At 35.3% G+C, this 16609-nt stretch carries 17 protein-coding genes; 16 read left to right on the top strand and 1 reads right to left on the bottom strand.

Going from position 1 to position 16609, the window contains the following annotated elements; genetic code table 11:
- From ACL9RH_RS21455 to ACL9RH_RS21385, 15 genes are all read left to right on the top strand, one after another.
- Positions 1 to 852 carry a hypothetical protein gene (locus ACL9RH_RS21455; protein ID WP_422695376.1) on the top strand — a complete coding sequence of 284 codons (852 nt, stop codon included), beginning with the start codon at positions 1 to 3 and terminating at the stop codon, positions 850 to 852.
- 3 nt (positions 853 to 855) lie between these two features.
- Positions 856 to 1938 carry an adenylosuccinate synthetase gene (locus ACL9RH_RS21450; RefSeq protein WP_422695375.1) on the top strand — a complete coding sequence of 361 codons (1083 nt, stop codon included), beginning with the start codon at positions 856 to 858 and terminating at the stop codon, positions 1936 to 1938.
- A 96-nt stretch (positions 1939 to 2034) separates the two neighbouring features.
- Positions 2035 to 2442 (top strand): hypothetical protein, encoded by a 408-nt coding sequence (locus tag ACL9RH_RS21445; RefSeq protein WP_422695374.1) that lies wholly within the window; start codon positions 2035 to 2037, stop codon positions 2440 to 2442.
- A 79-nt stretch (positions 2443 to 2521) separates the two neighbouring features.
- Positions 2522 to 3115 (top strand): DUF4291 domain-containing protein, encoded by a 594-nt coding sequence (locus ACL9RH_RS21440; RefSeq protein WP_422695373.1) that lies wholly within the window; start codon positions 2522 to 2524, stop codon positions 3113 to 3115.
- A gap of 10 nt (positions 3116 to 3125) precedes the next feature.
- The gene (locus tag ACL9RH_RS21435; protein WP_422695372.1) at positions 3126 to 4067 is read left to right on the top strand and encodes a TIGR02452 family protein; all 942 of its coding nucleotides are present in this window, start codon (positions 3126 to 3128) and stop codon (positions 4065 to 4067) included.
- Positions 4064 to 4699 (top strand): DUF4291 domain-containing protein, encoded by a 636-nt coding sequence (locus ACL9RH_RS21430; RefSeq protein WP_422695371.1) that lies wholly within the window; start codon positions 4064 to 4066, stop codon positions 4697 to 4699. Before ACL9RH_RS21435 ends, ACL9RH_RS21430 begins: the two co-directional genes overlap by 4 nt.
- On the top strand, positions 4696 to 5607 hold the full coding sequence (locus ACL9RH_RS21425) for an ADP-ribosylglycohydrolase family protein (RefSeq protein ID WP_422695370.1): 912 nt from the start codon (positions 4696 to 4698) through the stop codon (positions 5605 to 5607). Before ACL9RH_RS21430 ends, ACL9RH_RS21425 begins: the two co-directional genes overlap by 4 nt.
- A complete protein-coding gene (locus tag ACL9RH_RS21420) occupies positions 5597 to 6103 on the top strand; it encodes an O-acetyl-ADP-ribose deacetylase (protein WP_422695369.1) in 507 nt (168 codons plus the stop codon). Before ACL9RH_RS21425 ends, ACL9RH_RS21420 begins: the two co-directional genes overlap by 11 nt.
- Before the next feature lie 82 nt (positions 6104 to 6185).
- Entirely contained in the window at positions 6186 to 6872 is a 687-nt protein-coding gene (locus ACL9RH_RS21415; RefSeq protein ID WP_422695368.1) for an SIR2 family NAD-dependent protein deacylase, read from the top strand.
- Positions 6872 to 7816, top strand: a complete 945-nt coding sequence (locus ACL9RH_RS21410; protein ID WP_422695367.1) for an ADP-ribosylglycohydrolase family protein — start codon at positions 6872 to 6874, stop codon at positions 7814 to 7816. The genes ACL9RH_RS21415 and ACL9RH_RS21410 overlap by 1 nt, the downstream gene beginning before the upstream one ends.
- Before the next feature lie 149 nt (positions 7817 to 7965).
- Positions 7966 to 8937 carry a hypothetical protein gene (locus tag ACL9RH_RS21405; protein WP_422695366.1) on the top strand — a complete coding sequence of 324 codons (972 nt, stop codon included), beginning with the start codon at positions 7966 to 7968 and terminating at the stop codon, positions 8935 to 8937.
- A complete protein-coding gene (locus ACL9RH_RS21400; protein WP_422695365.1) occupies positions 8906 to 9448 on the top strand; it encodes an RNA 2'-phosphotransferase in 543 nt (180 codons plus the stop codon). Before ACL9RH_RS21405 ends, ACL9RH_RS21400 begins: the two co-directional genes overlap by 32 nt.
- On the top strand, positions 9445 to 9654 hold the full coding sequence (locus ACL9RH_RS21395; protein ID WP_422695364.1) for a hypothetical protein: 210 nt from the start codon (positions 9445 to 9447) through the stop codon (positions 9652 to 9654). The genes ACL9RH_RS21400 and ACL9RH_RS21395 overlap by 4 nt, the downstream gene beginning before the upstream one ends.
- A 4-nt stretch (positions 9655 to 9658) precedes the next feature.
- Positions 9659 to 10387: a metallophosphoesterase gene (locus ACL9RH_RS21390; RefSeq protein WP_422695363.1), complete on the top strand. Its 729-nt coding sequence runs from the start codon at positions 9659 to 9661 to the stop codon at positions 10385 to 10387.
- Positions 10388 to 10569: 182 nt separating this feature from the next.
- On the top strand, positions 10570 to 12294 hold the full coding sequence (locus ACL9RH_RS21385; RefSeq protein WP_422695362.1) for a hypothetical protein: 1725 nt from the start codon (positions 10570 to 10572) through the stop codon (positions 12292 to 12294).
- A 59-nt stretch (positions 12295 to 12353) separates the two neighbouring features.
- Here the strand turns inward: ACL9RH_RS21385 and ACL9RH_RS21380 are convergent, their stop codons facing one another.
- Complete coding sequence (locus ACL9RH_RS21380; RefSeq protein WP_422695361.1) at positions 12354 to 13235, bottom strand: cupin-like domain-containing protein; 882 nt, start codon at positions 13233 to 13235, stop codon at positions 12354 to 12356.
- Positions 13236 to 13858: 623 nt separating this feature from the next.
- Between ACL9RH_RS21380 and ACL9RH_RS21375 the strand changes: the two genes are divergently transcribed.
- On the top strand, positions 13859 to 16570 hold the full coding sequence (locus ACL9RH_RS21375; protein ID WP_422695359.1) for a hypothetical protein: 2712 nt from the start codon (positions 13859 to 13861) through the stop codon (positions 16568 to 16570).
- The last annotated feature ends 39 nt before the right edge of the window (positions 16571 to 16609 follow it).

The following is a 16609-nucleotide window of genomic DNA, read 5'->3' as shown; positions in this document are numbered from 1 at the left end:
ATGGGAAGTACAAGATACGATATAGACGCTCGCTACAGCAAAGCAACTAGAGAAGGATACAGAACAAAATCTGCAGGTGAAATTTTCACTCAGAATGGCAAAAGAAAAGCACACGAATCTATGAATCCTAACGGAATTTCTTTCAGAGAATCCAGAGATTCTGAAGTTCACCCCAATTCTGTACCGATCATTTTAGGATTGGATGTTACAGGGAGCATGGGACATATCCCACACGAACTGATCAGAGAAGGATTACCAAAACTGATGGGAGGAATCATTCAGGGCGGAGTTCCCGATCCTGCGTTACTCTTCCTGGGAATCGGCGATCATGAATGTGACAGTTATCCGTTACAGGTTGGTCAGTTTGAATCTGGAGACGAAGAACTGGATATGTGGCTCACCCGTACCTATATTGAATCCGGAGGAGGAGGAAATGCAGGTGAAAGCTACCTTTTAGCATGGTATTTTGCCGCTTTCCATACAAGAACGGATGCCTTTGAAAAAAGAAAACAAAAAGGGCTTCTGTTTACCGTAGGAGATGAACCTTGTCTGAAAACACTTCCGGCTTCAGCCATCAGAGAAATTATGGGAAAAGGGCAGCAAACCTATACCTATACAGAACTGTTGGAAGAAGCGAAGAAAAAATACGAAGTATACCATATCAGTGTTTTACATTCAGACCAGGCCGTAAGAGCAGATGCAGGATGGAAGGATATTTTGGGACAGAACTGTATATCAATAGAAGATCACAGAGAAATTCCGAACGTTATTAAAAACATCGTTTGTAATCAATTTAAAAATAAGACCTTCGGAACATTAGGAAATGAAGGAATGAACATTCAAATGCTTTAAATCATGAAAAAGGCGCAAATTGTAATAGGATTGGGTTTTGGTGATGAAGGAAAAGGAATCACTACTGACTTTCTGGCTTCTCAAAACCCGGATGCAATCGTTATAAGATTTTCTGGAGGCCAGCAGGCTGCACATACGGTGATGATTGAGAATGAGAAACACGTTCATTCCAGTTTTGCAAGCGGAGCTCTTCGTGGATTGCCTTCTTATTTTACCGAGCATTGTACCATTCATCCTACATTTCTATTCAATGAACAGGAAGAATTAAATTCAAAACAGGGAAATATTGAGCTTCATATTCATCCACTTGCCAAAGTAACCACTCCTTTTGATGTCTGGCAAAACAGAAATAACGCCAGAAATCTGGAACACGGAACGTGCGGAAAAGGAGTAGGAGCAACCATGAAGCGAAACGAAAGTCCTTATAAACTATTTGCGATAGACCTGATTGCGCCCAGAGAAATGCTGATGGAAAAGCTCAAAGGTATTGCTTATTACTATGGTTTTGTGGAAGAAAAAGAGATCCACGATATTTTACTTCCTTTTTTAGATGCTATTGATGGAATTGATTGGAAAATAAATGATTATACCTGGCTGAATTCCTTTAATCACCTTATTTTTGAAGGCAGTCAGGGAATTTTACTCGATATGGATCATGGAGTGTTTCCAAATGTAACTTTTGCCAATACAACTTCTAAAAACGCCTACGAAATCTGTAAGCTTTTAAAAATTGAAAATATCGAAATGTATTATGTAACAAGAACTTATGCAACCCGTCATGGAAGTGGATGGATGAGCAATGAAAAAGAGCTGCATCTGAGAAATAATGAAGAAGAAACCTGTACATTTAACGAATATCAAAAAGAGTTAAGAGTAGGAGAAGTAGATTATAACCTGTTGAACTATGCCTTAAAACTGGATGCAGCATATGTTTTACCTACAAAGAGAAATCTGGTGGTAACCTGCTTGGATCAGATGGATGAAACATTTAAAATTGAAGAGGTTAAGATGAAATTTGATACGATTTTGGGATCTTATTCGCCTTATTCAAAAGATTTTAAAAAGATTGAGATCTTTGCTGAGTAGAGCGCCTTTGCGAGCTTTAAACATAATCCGCAATAAAAATAAAAACTTTGTGGACTTTGCATTAAAAATAAATGTAAGAATATAAAAAACACAACCATGAAAAAAATATATGTATCTGGAAATGGAAATGTGTCGTGGGAAAATTTTCATAAATTTTATATAGAACCATTAAAAAAAATAGATCTTGCTGAATGTGAGTTTATTATAGGTGATTTTTCAGGAGCCGATACCATGATGATGGAGTTTTTAAAAGATAAATGTGAAAACGTAACCATTCTTCACGTAGGAAAGCGACCAAGATATTTCGCCAATTCATTTAAAACAAAGACTATGAAATGGAATGTAATCGGAGGTTTTGCAAATGATTTAGAAAGAGATATGTTTGGAATTGATCTTTGCTCTCATTTTCTGGCCATGGATTTTAATTCCGATGAAAAAAGAAAAAGCGGAACCTTAAAAAACATTGAAAAATGTCTGAATTTAGGTAAAATAAAAATTAAATAACCATGAAAACTATATCATCCTTAAAGGCAAACACTACGAATCCTCAACGGGAAGGATATATTTAAAAATCACTATTGAAATGAAAGAATTTGAAATAAGAGCAGACTATAACGCAAACACCATTGTAGTATATCAGGCTTATAATAAAACAATAGCAAAAGCAGCTGTGGAAAATCAGAAATTTTCTGCTCCGTTTTCTTTCAATAGAATGACCTGGATAAAACCTTCCTTTCTTTGGATGATGGAACGGAGTAACTATGGCCAAAAGTCAAATCAGGAATATATATTGGCATTGCATCTTAAAAGAGATGCTTGGGAAAAAGCTTTGAGTAAAGCCATCCTTACCTCTCCTGAAAAACGAGTATACCCCAATCCCATACACTGGGAAAAGGATTTTAATAATGCAGAAGTATATGTACAGTGGGATCCGGAAAGAAATATTAAAGGAAATAAACTGGAACACCGTTCAATACAGGTAGGAATCAGTCGTACTCTGATTGATGAATTTAATGAAGACTGGATTGTGAAGATAGAAGATTATACGCCTCTGGTAAAAAAGATATTAAGTTTTACAAAATCAGGAGAATATGACAAGGCAAAAAAGCTGCTGCCTGTAGAAAAATTATATCCATTATCAACTGGGCTTGCTCAAACGATTGGAGCAGATATTTAAAATCAAGAAAATGGAAACATTTAATGATGCAATTGTTGGAAATATTGAAGTTACTAAAGTCTTTATGGGAAAAGACTTCAAAAATCCGGCAAATGATGAGGTGGAAAAACTATTATTAAACATAAAAAAACTAACAATGACCAATAAAGGAATGGCAAAAGATACTTTAGACATCCTTGCCAAAAAATATTATATAAACGAAAACAACGAAAAAATAAATATAGAAAATGAACTGGAAATCAGTATAAAAGGAACCATTTTGTTTTCACCGGAAGAACTTTCCGGGCTTGCAGAGCAACCTCTTCCAGACAATGATTTTGAAACTCAGTTTGAAGTCTGGAGATGCAGTTCTCTAAAAGCTATTTTAAAACTTTCAGAAGAAGAAGATCAGGAAAAAATCATGTGCCTCAATTTTGCCTCTGCAAAAAATCCGGGGGGAGGTTTTATCAACGGAGCAGAAGCTCAGGAAGAAAGCCTTGCCAGGACATCCGGGTTACACGAAAGTTTACTTCAGGGTTGGGAATATTACACCATTCACAGAGCTATGGAATCCTGTTTTTATACCGATACCATGATCTACAGTCCAAAAGTTCCGGTTTTCAGAAAAGATAAGGGAGAATTGCTCGACCAGCCGGTTTTGTGTAATTTCATCACCTCTCCAGCAGTAAATGCAGGTGTCGTAAAATGTCAGGAACCGGAAAGAGCTCATGAAATTTTTGGAGCCATGGAGATAAGAACAGATAAAATGTTGGCACTAGCCGTAAACCAGGGAAATGAAACTTTGATTTTAGGAGCCTGGGGCTGCGGAGTTTTTAAAAATGACCCCAAAGAAATTGCTGAATTATTCAGAAAATACCTCAAAGGGAAGTATAAAAATAAATTTAAAAGAGTGGTCTTCGCAATTCTTACCAAAAAAGAAGAAATGTTGAAGCCATTTGAAGAAATACAATGAAACTGAATATAAAAAAATATAAAGAGCAAATACAGATCTGGCCTCAAGCGGGGCATCATATTATGGCTCAATATGATAACGAAAAAATCGTTGTCTATCAGTCCTATAAAAAGCAGATCGGAGAATTTGCCGTTAAACACCAGTTCTTTGGAGGTGGTTTCAGTTTGGAAAGAATGACATGGATAAAACCTAATTTTCTCTGGATGATGTTTCGAAATGGATGGGGTACAAAAGAAGCACAGGAATGTGTTTTAGCCATTCACATAAAGATGGATGCCTTCAAAAATTATCTGGAAAACAGCGTTTATTCATCCTATACATACAAATTGGGAATAACCAGAGAAGAATGGCAGGATCAAATACAAGAATCATCAGTCAGACTACAATGGGATCCGGACCATGATCCGTTTGGAAATAAAATAGAAAGAAGAGCGATTCAGATTGGTCTCAGAGGAGAATTCACGAAACGGTTTGCTAAAGAAGATATTCTGTTAATAGAAGATATTTCAGACTTTGTAAAAGAGCAGCATCAGTTTGTCCTCAATGACGATCTGGATAATCTTTGGATACCGGAGGAACACCCTTTATTATTCGATGATGAAGATCTAAACAAAAAATTAAGATTAACATGAAACCAGACAAACTCTTGCTTGCAGAACAGTCATTATTTGGACTTTCCCTGGGAGATGCATTTGGAGAAAGCTTTTTTGGAGAAGAAAGTCTGATGAAGGCTTATATCTATCAAAGAACTCTTCCTGAAAGAACTCTGGATTTTACCGATGATACCATTATGTCAATTGCTGTTTTCAGGTCGTTGGAAAAATGGGGCGAAATCAAGCAGGATGATTTGGCAGAAGAATTTACGAAAAACTATTACTGGGATATCAGAAGAGGCTATGGACCTTCCATGCATCAGTATTTCAGAGCATTGAAAGATGGTGAGAGCTGGAAAGATGTTTCTTATGCAAAATTTGAAGGACAGGGATCTATGGGAAATGGCGGTGCAATGAGAGCGTCAGTGATTGGGGCATACTTCTATGATGATCTTGAAAAACTTAAAAATGAAGCAGAACGATCCTGCGAAGTGACTCATGCCAATAAAGAAGCAATAGAAGGCACAAAGGCTATTGCCCTTGCAGCAGCCTTTGCCATTCAGGAAATATTGGGAATCATAAAACTTGATCAACAGGATTTTATTCAAAAAATTCAAAATGAATTGAATGATTCTGACATGAAAAGCAAGCTGAATAAAACCCTTTATCTCGACGGAAAACCAAGTACTGAATTATTGATAAGAACACTTGGAAACGGCGTCCAAATGACAGCACAGGATACCGTACCGCTTGTCATCTGGATGTTATCAAGATATAGAAGGAACTTCGAAGAATGCCTTTGGAATACCGTTTCAGTATTAGGAGACAGAGACACAACCTGCGCTATGGCAGGAGGAGTAAGTATTTTATACAGCAGCGAAAGCATACTTCCTGCTTGGACAAAAAGAGTAGAAAACTGGAAAAAAAGCCCATTTTATGATCATTGAATTAGTAAAGGGAGATATTACAAAGATTAATGCTGATGCTATCGTAAATGCTGCTAATTCATCTTTACTAGGTGGTGGAGGGGTAGACGGAGCTATTCACAGAGCGGGAGGATCAAAAATATTGGAAGAATGCAGAGCAATCAGAAACAGGCAAGGCAAATGTAATATAGGAGAAGCTGTGGTAACTACAGCAGGAAACCTTCCCGCTCAATATGTTATTCACACCGTAGGTCCTGTTTGGAATGGTAATGAAGAAAAAGAAGCAAAACTTCTGGCAGACTGTTATCATCATTCCTTGAAATTAGCAGAAAGTCTTGGGGTAAAAACCATTGCTTTTCCAAATATAAGTACAGGAATTTATAGATTTCCAAAAGAGCTGGCAGGAAAAATTGCGGTAGATGAGGTCCGAAAATTTAAATCAGATATCATAAAGAAAGCTATTTTTGTCTGCTTTGATGAAGAAAATCAAGCTATTTATAAAAAGCTTTTAAAATAGCTCCTGCTCATTCAAAAACAGGAAATACTCGTGCAATAGGGCAAAGAAAACCCGTATTAAACAAAAAATAAACTTTAAACTCATGAAAAAACTAACCATATTAACAGGCGCAGGAATCAGCGCAGAAAGCGGAATACAAACTTTCAGAGACGGAGATGGTCTTTGGGAAAATCATAACATAACGGACGTAGCAAGTCCGGAAGGATGGAGAAAAGACAGAAACCTTGTCCTGGAATTTTATAACCAACGAAGACGTCAGCTTCATGAAGTACAGCCTAACGAAGCACACCATTTATTGGCAGAACTGGAAAAACATTTCAAAGTAAATATTATTACCCAAAATATTGATGATCTTCATGAAAGAGCCGGCTCAACTGATATCCTTCATATTCACGGTGAGCTTTTCAAATCTTGTTCTAGTAACAACAAATCTCTCATTTACGAGCAGAAAGAAGATATCAAAATGGGTGACCTGGCAGAGGATGGAAGCCAGCTGAGACCTTTTATCGTTTGGTTTGGAGAAGATGTTCCCTTATATGAAACAGCAAAAGATATTGTAAAAGAAGCAGATATTTTAGTAGTTATCGGAACCTCATTACAGGTATATCCGGCAGCTGGACTGATTCATGATATTAAAGATGACTGTCTTTTAATCGTAATTAATCCAAATGAAACAGGATTTGGCTACGGACAAAGAGCTGTTGTCATGAAAGAACCTGCAACCAAAGGAATGAAGCTTCTGTTTGATAAACTTGTTAACCTTGCGTAATGAAAAATCAAATCAAATCAGGAATCCTTGGCGTTTGTATCGGAGATGCATTAGGGGTTCCTGTAGAATTCAGAAAAAGAGAACAACTTAAGCGCTCACCTGTTACTAAAATGCGTGCTTTAGGAACGCATCATCAACCTGCAGGCACATGGAGTGATGACAGTTCTCTGACGTTATGTCTTGCAGATAGTTTGTGTAATGGATATAATCTTGAAGATATGGCTCTGAAGTTTTTGCAATGGTATAATGCAGAAATTTGGACTCCTCATGGTCGTGTTTTCGATATAGGAATCGCGACAAGACAAGCGATATATAAAGTTAGTAAAGGGTATACCCCTCAATTATGTGGTGGAACAAGTGAATTTGATAATGGGAACGGATCTTTAATGAGAATTTTACCAGTGCTATTCTACATTAAAAATTTTCCTATTAAAGCACGATTTGATAGAATTAAGGAAGTTTCCTCAATTACTCATAGACATATTCGTTCTGTGATATCATGTTTTATTTATTTGGAATTTTTATTGGAAATCTTAAATGGAGCTGAAAAGTTTGAGGCTTATCATAAAATGCAAGAAACTGTAAAATATTTTTTAGATTATAATCCAGTCTGTTCTCAGGCAGAAATGGATAAATTTGAAAGAATCTTAAATAAAAACATATTTGAGTTTGATGAGGAAAAAATAGGTTCGAGTGGATATGTTCTACACAGTCTGGAAGCCTCTCTTTGGTGTTTCTTAAATTCAGAAAGTTATTCTGAAGCTGTTTTAAAAGCTGTTAATTTAGGAGAAGATACCGATACTACGGCAGCCATTACCGGAGGAATTGCCGGAATTTATTATGGATATGAAAATATTCCTCAGGAATGGATTGATGTATTGGTGAGAAAGGATGATATTGAAGCATTGTGTGATACGTTATTTAAAAAACTTCAAAACAATTGATGAATTTGGCAGAAGTTTATACCCTGATTTCAGAAAAAGAATTGCTGGAGATTCACGGGAATGTATTTAAAAAGTTTCCGACTAATTTTCCATTGCATTTTTATACAGGGAAGATTCCGGAAACCCTTGAAGATCAGCAACAATTTCTGGTGAAATTTGAGACAGAAAAGGAATATCTGTCCCACTTCAATATTCAAAATGATGGACAGTTAATAATTAATAATAGTGAGGATTTAAATAGAATAAATGCCTTAATTAAAGATAAAATTAAGATCACTGGAATTTCTGAAAGCAGACAAGAATTCAGCCAGGAGATCATGGCAATATTGGAAAAGGAAAAAAGATTTTTTGAATTCAGATTAAAAAACTATTTGGATACCAATAATAGAGAGGCGATTCCTTATGATTATTTTGAACAAGAGATAGATGTGGAAGATAATATCTCCGAACTTACCGAAGAAGAACAGGAAGCTTCTGAAAAATATTATGATGAGAAGAGATCAAAAATAAATACGTTGGAAGAAGCAGTTGAATTTTTGATCAGTGAAGAACTGAATGAAGATCAAATCAATGAAATCAGGAATAAGTCATTATCCTCAAAATTTGACAATCTGGATAGTCATTTTGGGGTTGGGATGTATTTTCGGAATATGTTTATATACCCAAATAAAAATGAAAACTTTATACAGTATTTAAAAAACCATGATCCGGAGTATATGGTTGATCGTGGAGAATTTGGAGAAGGAATGATTGAAGATTTTTTATGGAGAAAGCTCAATCATTATATCATTACAGAAGAAAGTAAGAAGAAGATTGAAGAGCTTCGTAAAGAGCCATTTGCAAATGATTCTTTTTGGTCAAACTACATAAAGGAGCAGTTGATTTCGTATAATCTTGATGAAGCAATTATTAAAGAATATCTCGATTTAGAGGATAAAAAAGATACTGATGGTGACCATTTTATGGAGTATCATTATCAGCAAAAAAGATTGTTAGCAGGGCTTTCAGAAGATGAGAGTCTTATATTTGAAAACATGAAACAAGATTTTTTAAATTTAGAAAGGCTTGTATTAAAAATAAAACATAACTATGGACGAAATAGAAAAGAAAAAGATAAGTAAATTTTTAAGCCTTATTCTTCGGCATCAGCCGGAAATTATTGGCCTGAATTTAGATGAAAATGGTTGGGCAGATGTAACTGAGCTCCTTGAAAAATCATCCCAAAAGAGAAAAGGTTTCTCTATAGAAGAATTAGAAGAGATCGTAGAAACCAACAATAAGAAAAGATTCGCCTTCAACGAAGATAAAACCATGATCAGGGCAAGTCAGGGGCATTCTATTGATATAGACCTGGCTTTGGAGACCAAACAACCCCCTGAATTTCTCTACCATGGAACGGCAGAAGCCAATATCCCTTCCATTTTAGAAAAAGGAATTGAGAAAAGAGGGCGTCAGCATGTACACTTAAGTGCTGATAAAGAGACGGCTACGAAGGTGGGAATGAGACACGGTAAACCTGTTATTCTGACCATCAGAACAGGAGAAATGCATCAAAAAGGAATTCCATTCTATCGCTCAGCAAACGGGGTTTGGCTTACAGATTTTGTGGATTCTGAATATATTTCAAGATGACAACCCAAGAATTTGAAAAAATAATAGATAATTTTGATCCCGAAAAAGATGATCTCAAAGATAAAGTAGAGGAATTATTTGATAAAGGAGCCAATATAGTCGATATTTTTCGCTTTATTATTAAGGTTCGTGACTGCGGATTAAGAGATGCTTATGATTTGGCCGAATCTTGCCCCAGCTATCATAAAAGATATAATATACAATAGACCCATGAGCAGAACATTTGTAATAGGAGACATTCACGGAGGATTTAAAGCCTTGCAGCAGGTTCTTGAAAGAGCTAAAGTCACATTCGATGATCAGCTGATTTTTCTCGGAGATTATGTAGACGGATGGAGTGAATCTTCACAAATTATACAGTTTCTAATCAATCTTTCCGAGAAGAATGAATGTATTTTCATCAAAGGAAATCATGATGCATGGTGCGAAGATTGGATAGCTTTTGGAAAGAAACCTGATGTCTGGCTTTTTAATGGAGGACAAAATACGGTAGAAAGCTATGTAGATTATTCTCTTGAAGATTTGGATATTCACCTTGAATTCTTTCAAAAGATGAAAAACTATCATATTGATGATGAAAACCGGCTGTTTATTCATGCCGGATATTCGTCTATGCACGGACCTGAAAAAGAAGTGTATGACAGCAATTACAGATGGGACAGAACGCTTTGGGAAACCGCCGTTGCAATGGATACAACGTTGAATAAGAATTCAGAACTGTATCCTAAAAGACTGCTGCTGTACAACGAAATATTTATAGGACATACTCCAACACTGGATATAGGAATCAAAACACCCGCCAATAAAGCCAATATCTGGAATATGGATACCGGAGCTGCTTATACCGGATCTTTATCTATTATGGATATTGACACCAAACAATTTTGGCAAAGCGATCCGCTTCCGTCTTTATATCCTAATGAGAATGGGAGAAATTAACAGAATTGAATAAATATTCTGGCTTTTATAACAATTATCACTTAAACGTCACAGGTCTTCAGAATCCGTGACGTTTATTTTTTAATAGCTTTACCTTTTCACCCTTTCATAATTTTGGGAGTCAATATACTCCTATTTTTCCCAAAAGATACCTAATTTTGAAATCTGAAATAAAGACTTCAATGAAACTGAAATATCTCTTACTCACACTGGTATCTACCTTATTATGGGGACAAAAATCATTTTCGACTCCTTTTGAAAAAGGAAATGGTAATCAAACGGTTACCTATGATGAAATGAATACCTATTATCAGGATTTGGCTAAAAAATCCAATACCATTCAGTATCTCAAAAAAGGAGAAGATGACAATGGAAAACCCATTTATGTCGTGGTCTATAATCCTTTTCCTGAAAAAGATCTCGAAAAACTAAGAAAAACAAAAGCCATTCTTTTTGTCAATAACGGAATCCATCCCGGAGAGCCGGATGGTATAGACGCAACCATGATGCTGATGAGAGATCTGGCTACAAAAAAGGTCAAAACTCCTCAGAATTTAATTATTGCCGCTATTTCTGCTTATAATGTCAGCGGAATGCTGAACAGAGGATCCTATTCAAGAGCCAATCAAAATGGTCCGGAACAATACGGATTCAGAGGAAATGCCAGAAATTATGATTTAAATAGAGATTTCATCAAAGCAGATTCTAAAAATGCCAGAAGCTTTCAGGAAATTTATCAGTGGTTAAAACCAGATGTATTTATAGATAACCATGTAAGCAACGGAGCAGATTATCAATATACTTTTACCTATATATCAACCTTTAAAGAACGTCTGGGGAAGGCTTTAGGTTCTTATTTTTATGATGATTATCAGGCCAGAAATTTGTCGGATATGAGAAAATTAGGATATGAAAGTACGCCCTATGTAAACATCCATGGAGATGTTCCTGATGTGGGGTTTGCTGCTTTTGAAGATTCACCCAGATATTCAACAGGATATACATCTCTGTTCAATTCTGTAGGAACAGTTACTGAAACGCATATGTTAAAACCTTATAACAAAAGAGTAGATGCTACCTATAAATATATGTTGGTTAATCTTCAGAACCTGGATCAGGATTATAATAAAATAAAACACTTTCAACTTGAAAACTTAAAGCAGTACCAGGCAGGAAAACAATACGGAATTCGTTGGAAAATAGATTCTACCAAGTTTTCTACGATGGATTTTAAAGGCTATGAAGGAAAATACAAACCGAGTGAAATTTCCGGGAAACCAAGATTGTATTATGACAGAAATAAACCTTTTACAAAAAATATAAAACTCTTTACCACAGCTGTTCCTACAGGATATATCACGATTCCCCAATATTATGTAATTCCGCAGGCACAATACCGTGTTATTGAAGAGTTCAAAAGAAATGGAATCCAGATGAAGCCAATTCTTAAAGACAGTACAATAGCTGTAGAATCTTATCAGATTAAAGATTTTAAAACCGTTAAAAACCCTTACGAAGGACATTACCTGCACTATGAAACTACGGTTGACGCTACAAAGAAGAATATGGAATTCTCAGCTGGAGATTACCTTATTTCAACCAGTCAGCCAGGCGTTAAATATATTATAGAAACTCTCGAACCCGAAGCTTTAGACTCTTTTTTCAATTGGAATTTCTTTGACGGAATTCTAGCGCAGAAAGAATACTATTCAGCATATATTTTTGAAGACACAGCTGCAGAGCTCTTGAAAAAAGACAGTAAACTGAAAAGTGACTTTGAAGCAGCCAAAGCCTCAGATAAAAAACTACAGGATGACGGGACTGCTCAATTAGATTGGATCTACAGACACTCTCCTTATTTTGAACAAAAAACATTCAGACAGTATCCTGTATATAGAGTATTGTAAATGTTTGATAAATAGATAATAAGCTAAAAAAGACGTTTCATACGAAACGTCTTTTTTATTTATCTGGGTAAACCTCTTTTCAAGGCTATTTCTGCTCTTTTAATGGCCATTTTCTCTTTCCAGTCCATATATTTCTTCTTAAAATTAGACTTCATAATGTCATCAAACTTACGCTGTACAGTCAGGTTCCATAAAGAATGTGCCTTTACCGCCCACGATCTGTCCCATGCTCTTAAAGAAATAGAGAAACTTCCGTCCAGATATTTCATCCAGTGCCACCATCCTGTAGGCATAAATAAAGTGTCACCATGCTCAAGGAAGCACTCAATGCCTTCCACACCATCCAATGCAGGGAATTTGGTGAAATCCGGGTTCTCAATATCGTAATCTTCCAATGCATACGTTGCATAAGGAATCTGGTATAATCTTTCTCTCCATTTATAATCAAAAAGAAGAATATGCTTTCTTCCGTTGAAGTGAGTATGGAAAATATGAGCCATATCAATATCGAAATGAAGGAACGTTACCGATCCTTTTCCACCAAAGAACATATTAGGGTATTTATCCAAAAAACCACCCATCAGTTCTTTAGGAGAAATATAATCTTCCAACAGTTTCGGGGCGTATTTTATAGGATCAAAAAGAAAAATTCTGAGGTCAGTAGGTTCACGCTGAATAAGATCTATATAATCTCCAAACTTCATTTTGGCAGCGGAAGAATTGATGGGAGCAGAAGGGTCTGCCTTTGAGCTGTCATATAGCGGAACCTCCACATCTCCTACAACCTCTTTCATATATTCCATCGTCCATTTTTGGTAAGCAGGCCATTTTTTTGCCATATTTTTGATGACAACGGGCCTTCTTGGCTTTAGATATTTTTCGAAGAATTCCTCTTTGGAAATGTCATCTACAATATCTATAGGCTTTAAAATAATTCCCATTTTACTATTTTTAATGTTACAAAATTATTAAATTAATATTTACAAACCCTCTGTTTGACTTTTTTTCATCTATGATTCAAATCAGAATTTATAATTTAGTCTAAATAAAAATTTTAGTATTTCTGTTTATTAATGAAATTTTGATTTTGAGTTGAAATGATTCAAAAAAATAGCCTATAGCTGAACGGTAGGGCAAAAACAGAAGTTATAATGAATATTAATTTACGATTCTGCGAATGTATTATTTTTATTTAATTGCCCCAATTTTAATCAATACAATAAATCTATTGATGTCATTCAAAATGTATAAAGGAAAGGCTTGAATGGAACCTAATATTTTTAAAACACCTTTTGGTGTGCTATTAAATTTCTGTAAATTTGTAGGTTATGATTGTTTTGATAACTTATTGTTTGAAATTGATAGAGCCTTTACGTGTTTTTCTATTGCAGTACTACCTTCCTGGAAACTGTCTTATAATAAATAATCTCAACATTTTATCTGACATTCAAAAAATATAACTATTTTTATAGTGATATTAATTTAACTTTTGCCTTTAAAACAGATCTTTAAAAAAAGTGTAACGAAATATTATAAATAAGAACTAATTGATCAAATAATAAGTATGAAAAAGAATTTTTCTTTATTTCTGATGCTTTTCTTTGCGGTGCTTACTTTTGCACAGAAAACGGTTTCAGGAAAAATCACTGACGACGACGGGGTTGCCATCCCCAGCGCCAGTGTTACGATTGAAGAGCCTGGTAAAGATGCTATCTTAGCCTATGGGATTACCAATTCTAAAGGAGAATACAAGGTGACCTTTACTTCCGGAGAATCAAATGTGGATCTTAAAGTAAAAGCTTTCAATCAGAAACCACTTACCAAGCAGATCAGCAACAGTGATCAGACGTTGAATTTTAAAATGCAGTCTGAAGCTACAGAAATTAAAGAAGTTCAGCTGAAAACCAAAATGATTACAGCTAGAGGAGATACAATTTCTTACGACCTTAAGGCTTTCAACAATAAAAATGACAGAACCCTTGCAGATGTGATGAAGAAAATTCCGGGAATTGAGGTCAATACCGACGGAACTATTCTTTACCAAGGAAATGCCATCAATAAATTCTACGTGAACGGAAAAGACCTTATGGAAGGAGGATATGGAACGATCAACAACTCACTTCCAAAAGATGCTGTTCAGAAAGTGGAAGTTCTGGAAAATCACCAACCGGTAAAAATTCTTCAGGACAAAGTACCTTCCGATCAGGCTGCGATCAACATCAAACTTAAAAACTCCGTTACCATGACCGGTAGAGGAGAAGTAGGAACCGGGTTCGGAGATCCATGGCTTTGGAATGTAAAACTTACCCCAATGTTTTTCGGACAGAAAAGCCAATGGGTGGTTAACTATAAAACCAATAATATGGGGGAACAGGTAGAAAATGAAGGAAATATACTTGCTTTTGGAAGCAGTTGGGAAGGAAGAAGAAGTAATATTTCTCAAAATAATTGGTTAAGTGTTGAAAATGCAACTACGCCGGATCTTCCTGTAAAAAGATACTTAATGAACAGTGTTCATTATCTTTCAGCCAATTATCTTACTAATATTGATAAAAAGAAAGAATGGGAGCTTAAAGCTAATGCAAACTATACCAATAATGCAGTAGAAAGAGAGTCAAATAGTATCACAAGAGATATTCAGCAGGGAACCCAGTATACTACACGATTCCTGAACAACTTCTATACAGATAAGCTAAAAGGAGAATTGATCTTTACCAAAAATGCAAAAAAAGGCTTCTTTAAAAATACAACCACCTTTTCTCAATTCTGGAATGGAGACAGAGCTTTTGCAGAAAGAAATGATGATAAAGGATATAGAATTGGAAATGAGGCTTTACAATCCCCAACATCCTCTTTTCAGAACTCTTTGAGTACCATTATACCGTGGAAAGAAAAGATGGTGAATTTAAAATCCTACATCAGTTATCAAAATGATAGACAAATTCTAGAAATTTCTCCAGCTAATTATTTACAGTTTCCATATAAAGACCCTGATAGTCCAGACCTTTCTACTATAAAATTCACTCCAGGAAGTTCTGTTTTACAAAGCTTTAGAATCAAATCCTTAGATACCTCACATTCTGCTAATATTAGTTTTTCTACAAAAGGATGGACATTTACTCCGCAGATAGGGTTTGATTATTCTACAGATAAGCTAACAACAAATTTTGATGGAAGTACCGTAAGTGGTAAACCGGATTTTGCCAGCTTAGCCTATGAAAATGATTTGAAGTTCTCCAGAATTAATCCAACAGGATCCGTAGGAATTAATTATAAATCTGAATCATGGAGTTTATTTTCAAACTTTCCTGTAAATTTTAACAGCATCAAAGCAGAAGACGCTTTCAGAAATGTTTCGAAATCTTTAAATAAAGTAACATTTACACCTAACATTTTTGCTCAATATTCTTTTGCGTCATTCTTTAAAGCAAGTATGAGTGGAAGTATCAGTAATAATTTTGGTGATATTCAGACTGCTTACGCAGGGTATATTCTTACAAGTCCGGGAGGATTCAATGTAATGAAGCCAAGCAACCCGATTCCAGAAACCAATACAAAAAATGCAGGAATAAGATTAGAATATAGAAATCCTTTAAATAATCTTTTCTTCAATTTAGGATCCAGAATAAGCGATGCAAAAAATAACCTTATCGCTTCAAGTGTGGTGAATTCTTCAGGATTTATGGAAACCGAATACCTGGAAAGAGAAAATAAAAGAACAAGCAATGCCTATTACGTTGAAATCGGGAAATATTTCCCAAAGTTCAAGACCAATGCTTCATTAAATTATAACAATACAATATCAAAGTCTCAGTCGATAAGAAACAACGATAATATTGATACCAAGAATAATGGTAATACATTAGGAATTAAATTCAACAATACCTATTTCTCATGGATGAGTATAGATTTTAATGCTTCCAAAACCTGGAACAAACAGTCTAATATTTATCTTACCGGAAATAAAGGAAAGTCTGAAGGATATAGCCATAATCTGAATGTATTTTTCTATCCGTTAGAAGGTCATACAGTAGGATTTTATTGGGATCAGATCAATTCGAAAACAGCAGACGTAAAATATAATAATGGTTTCTTTGATGTTTCCTACCAGTTTTCATGGATAAAAAAGAAAATAGATTTTGAACTGAAATGGATGAATATTGCTAATAGAAAAGTATTTGAAAGAATCGATATCAATAGCGCAACCATTACACAAACAACCATGCAGTTAAGACCTAGTCAAGTTATGCTGAGTGTAAAATTCAACTTTAAATAAAAATAAAACCAATCCCTTAGGATTGGTTTTTTGTTGAGA

It is taken from the genome of Chryseobacterium sp. Mn2064 (assembly GCF_049319685.1).
Classification (GTDB): Bacteria; Bacteroidota; Bacteroidia; order Flavobacteriales; family Weeksellaceae; genus Chryseobacterium.
Note: the sequence above shows the minus strand (reverse complement) of the source record. Positions and strands in the feature narration are given on the sequence as shown.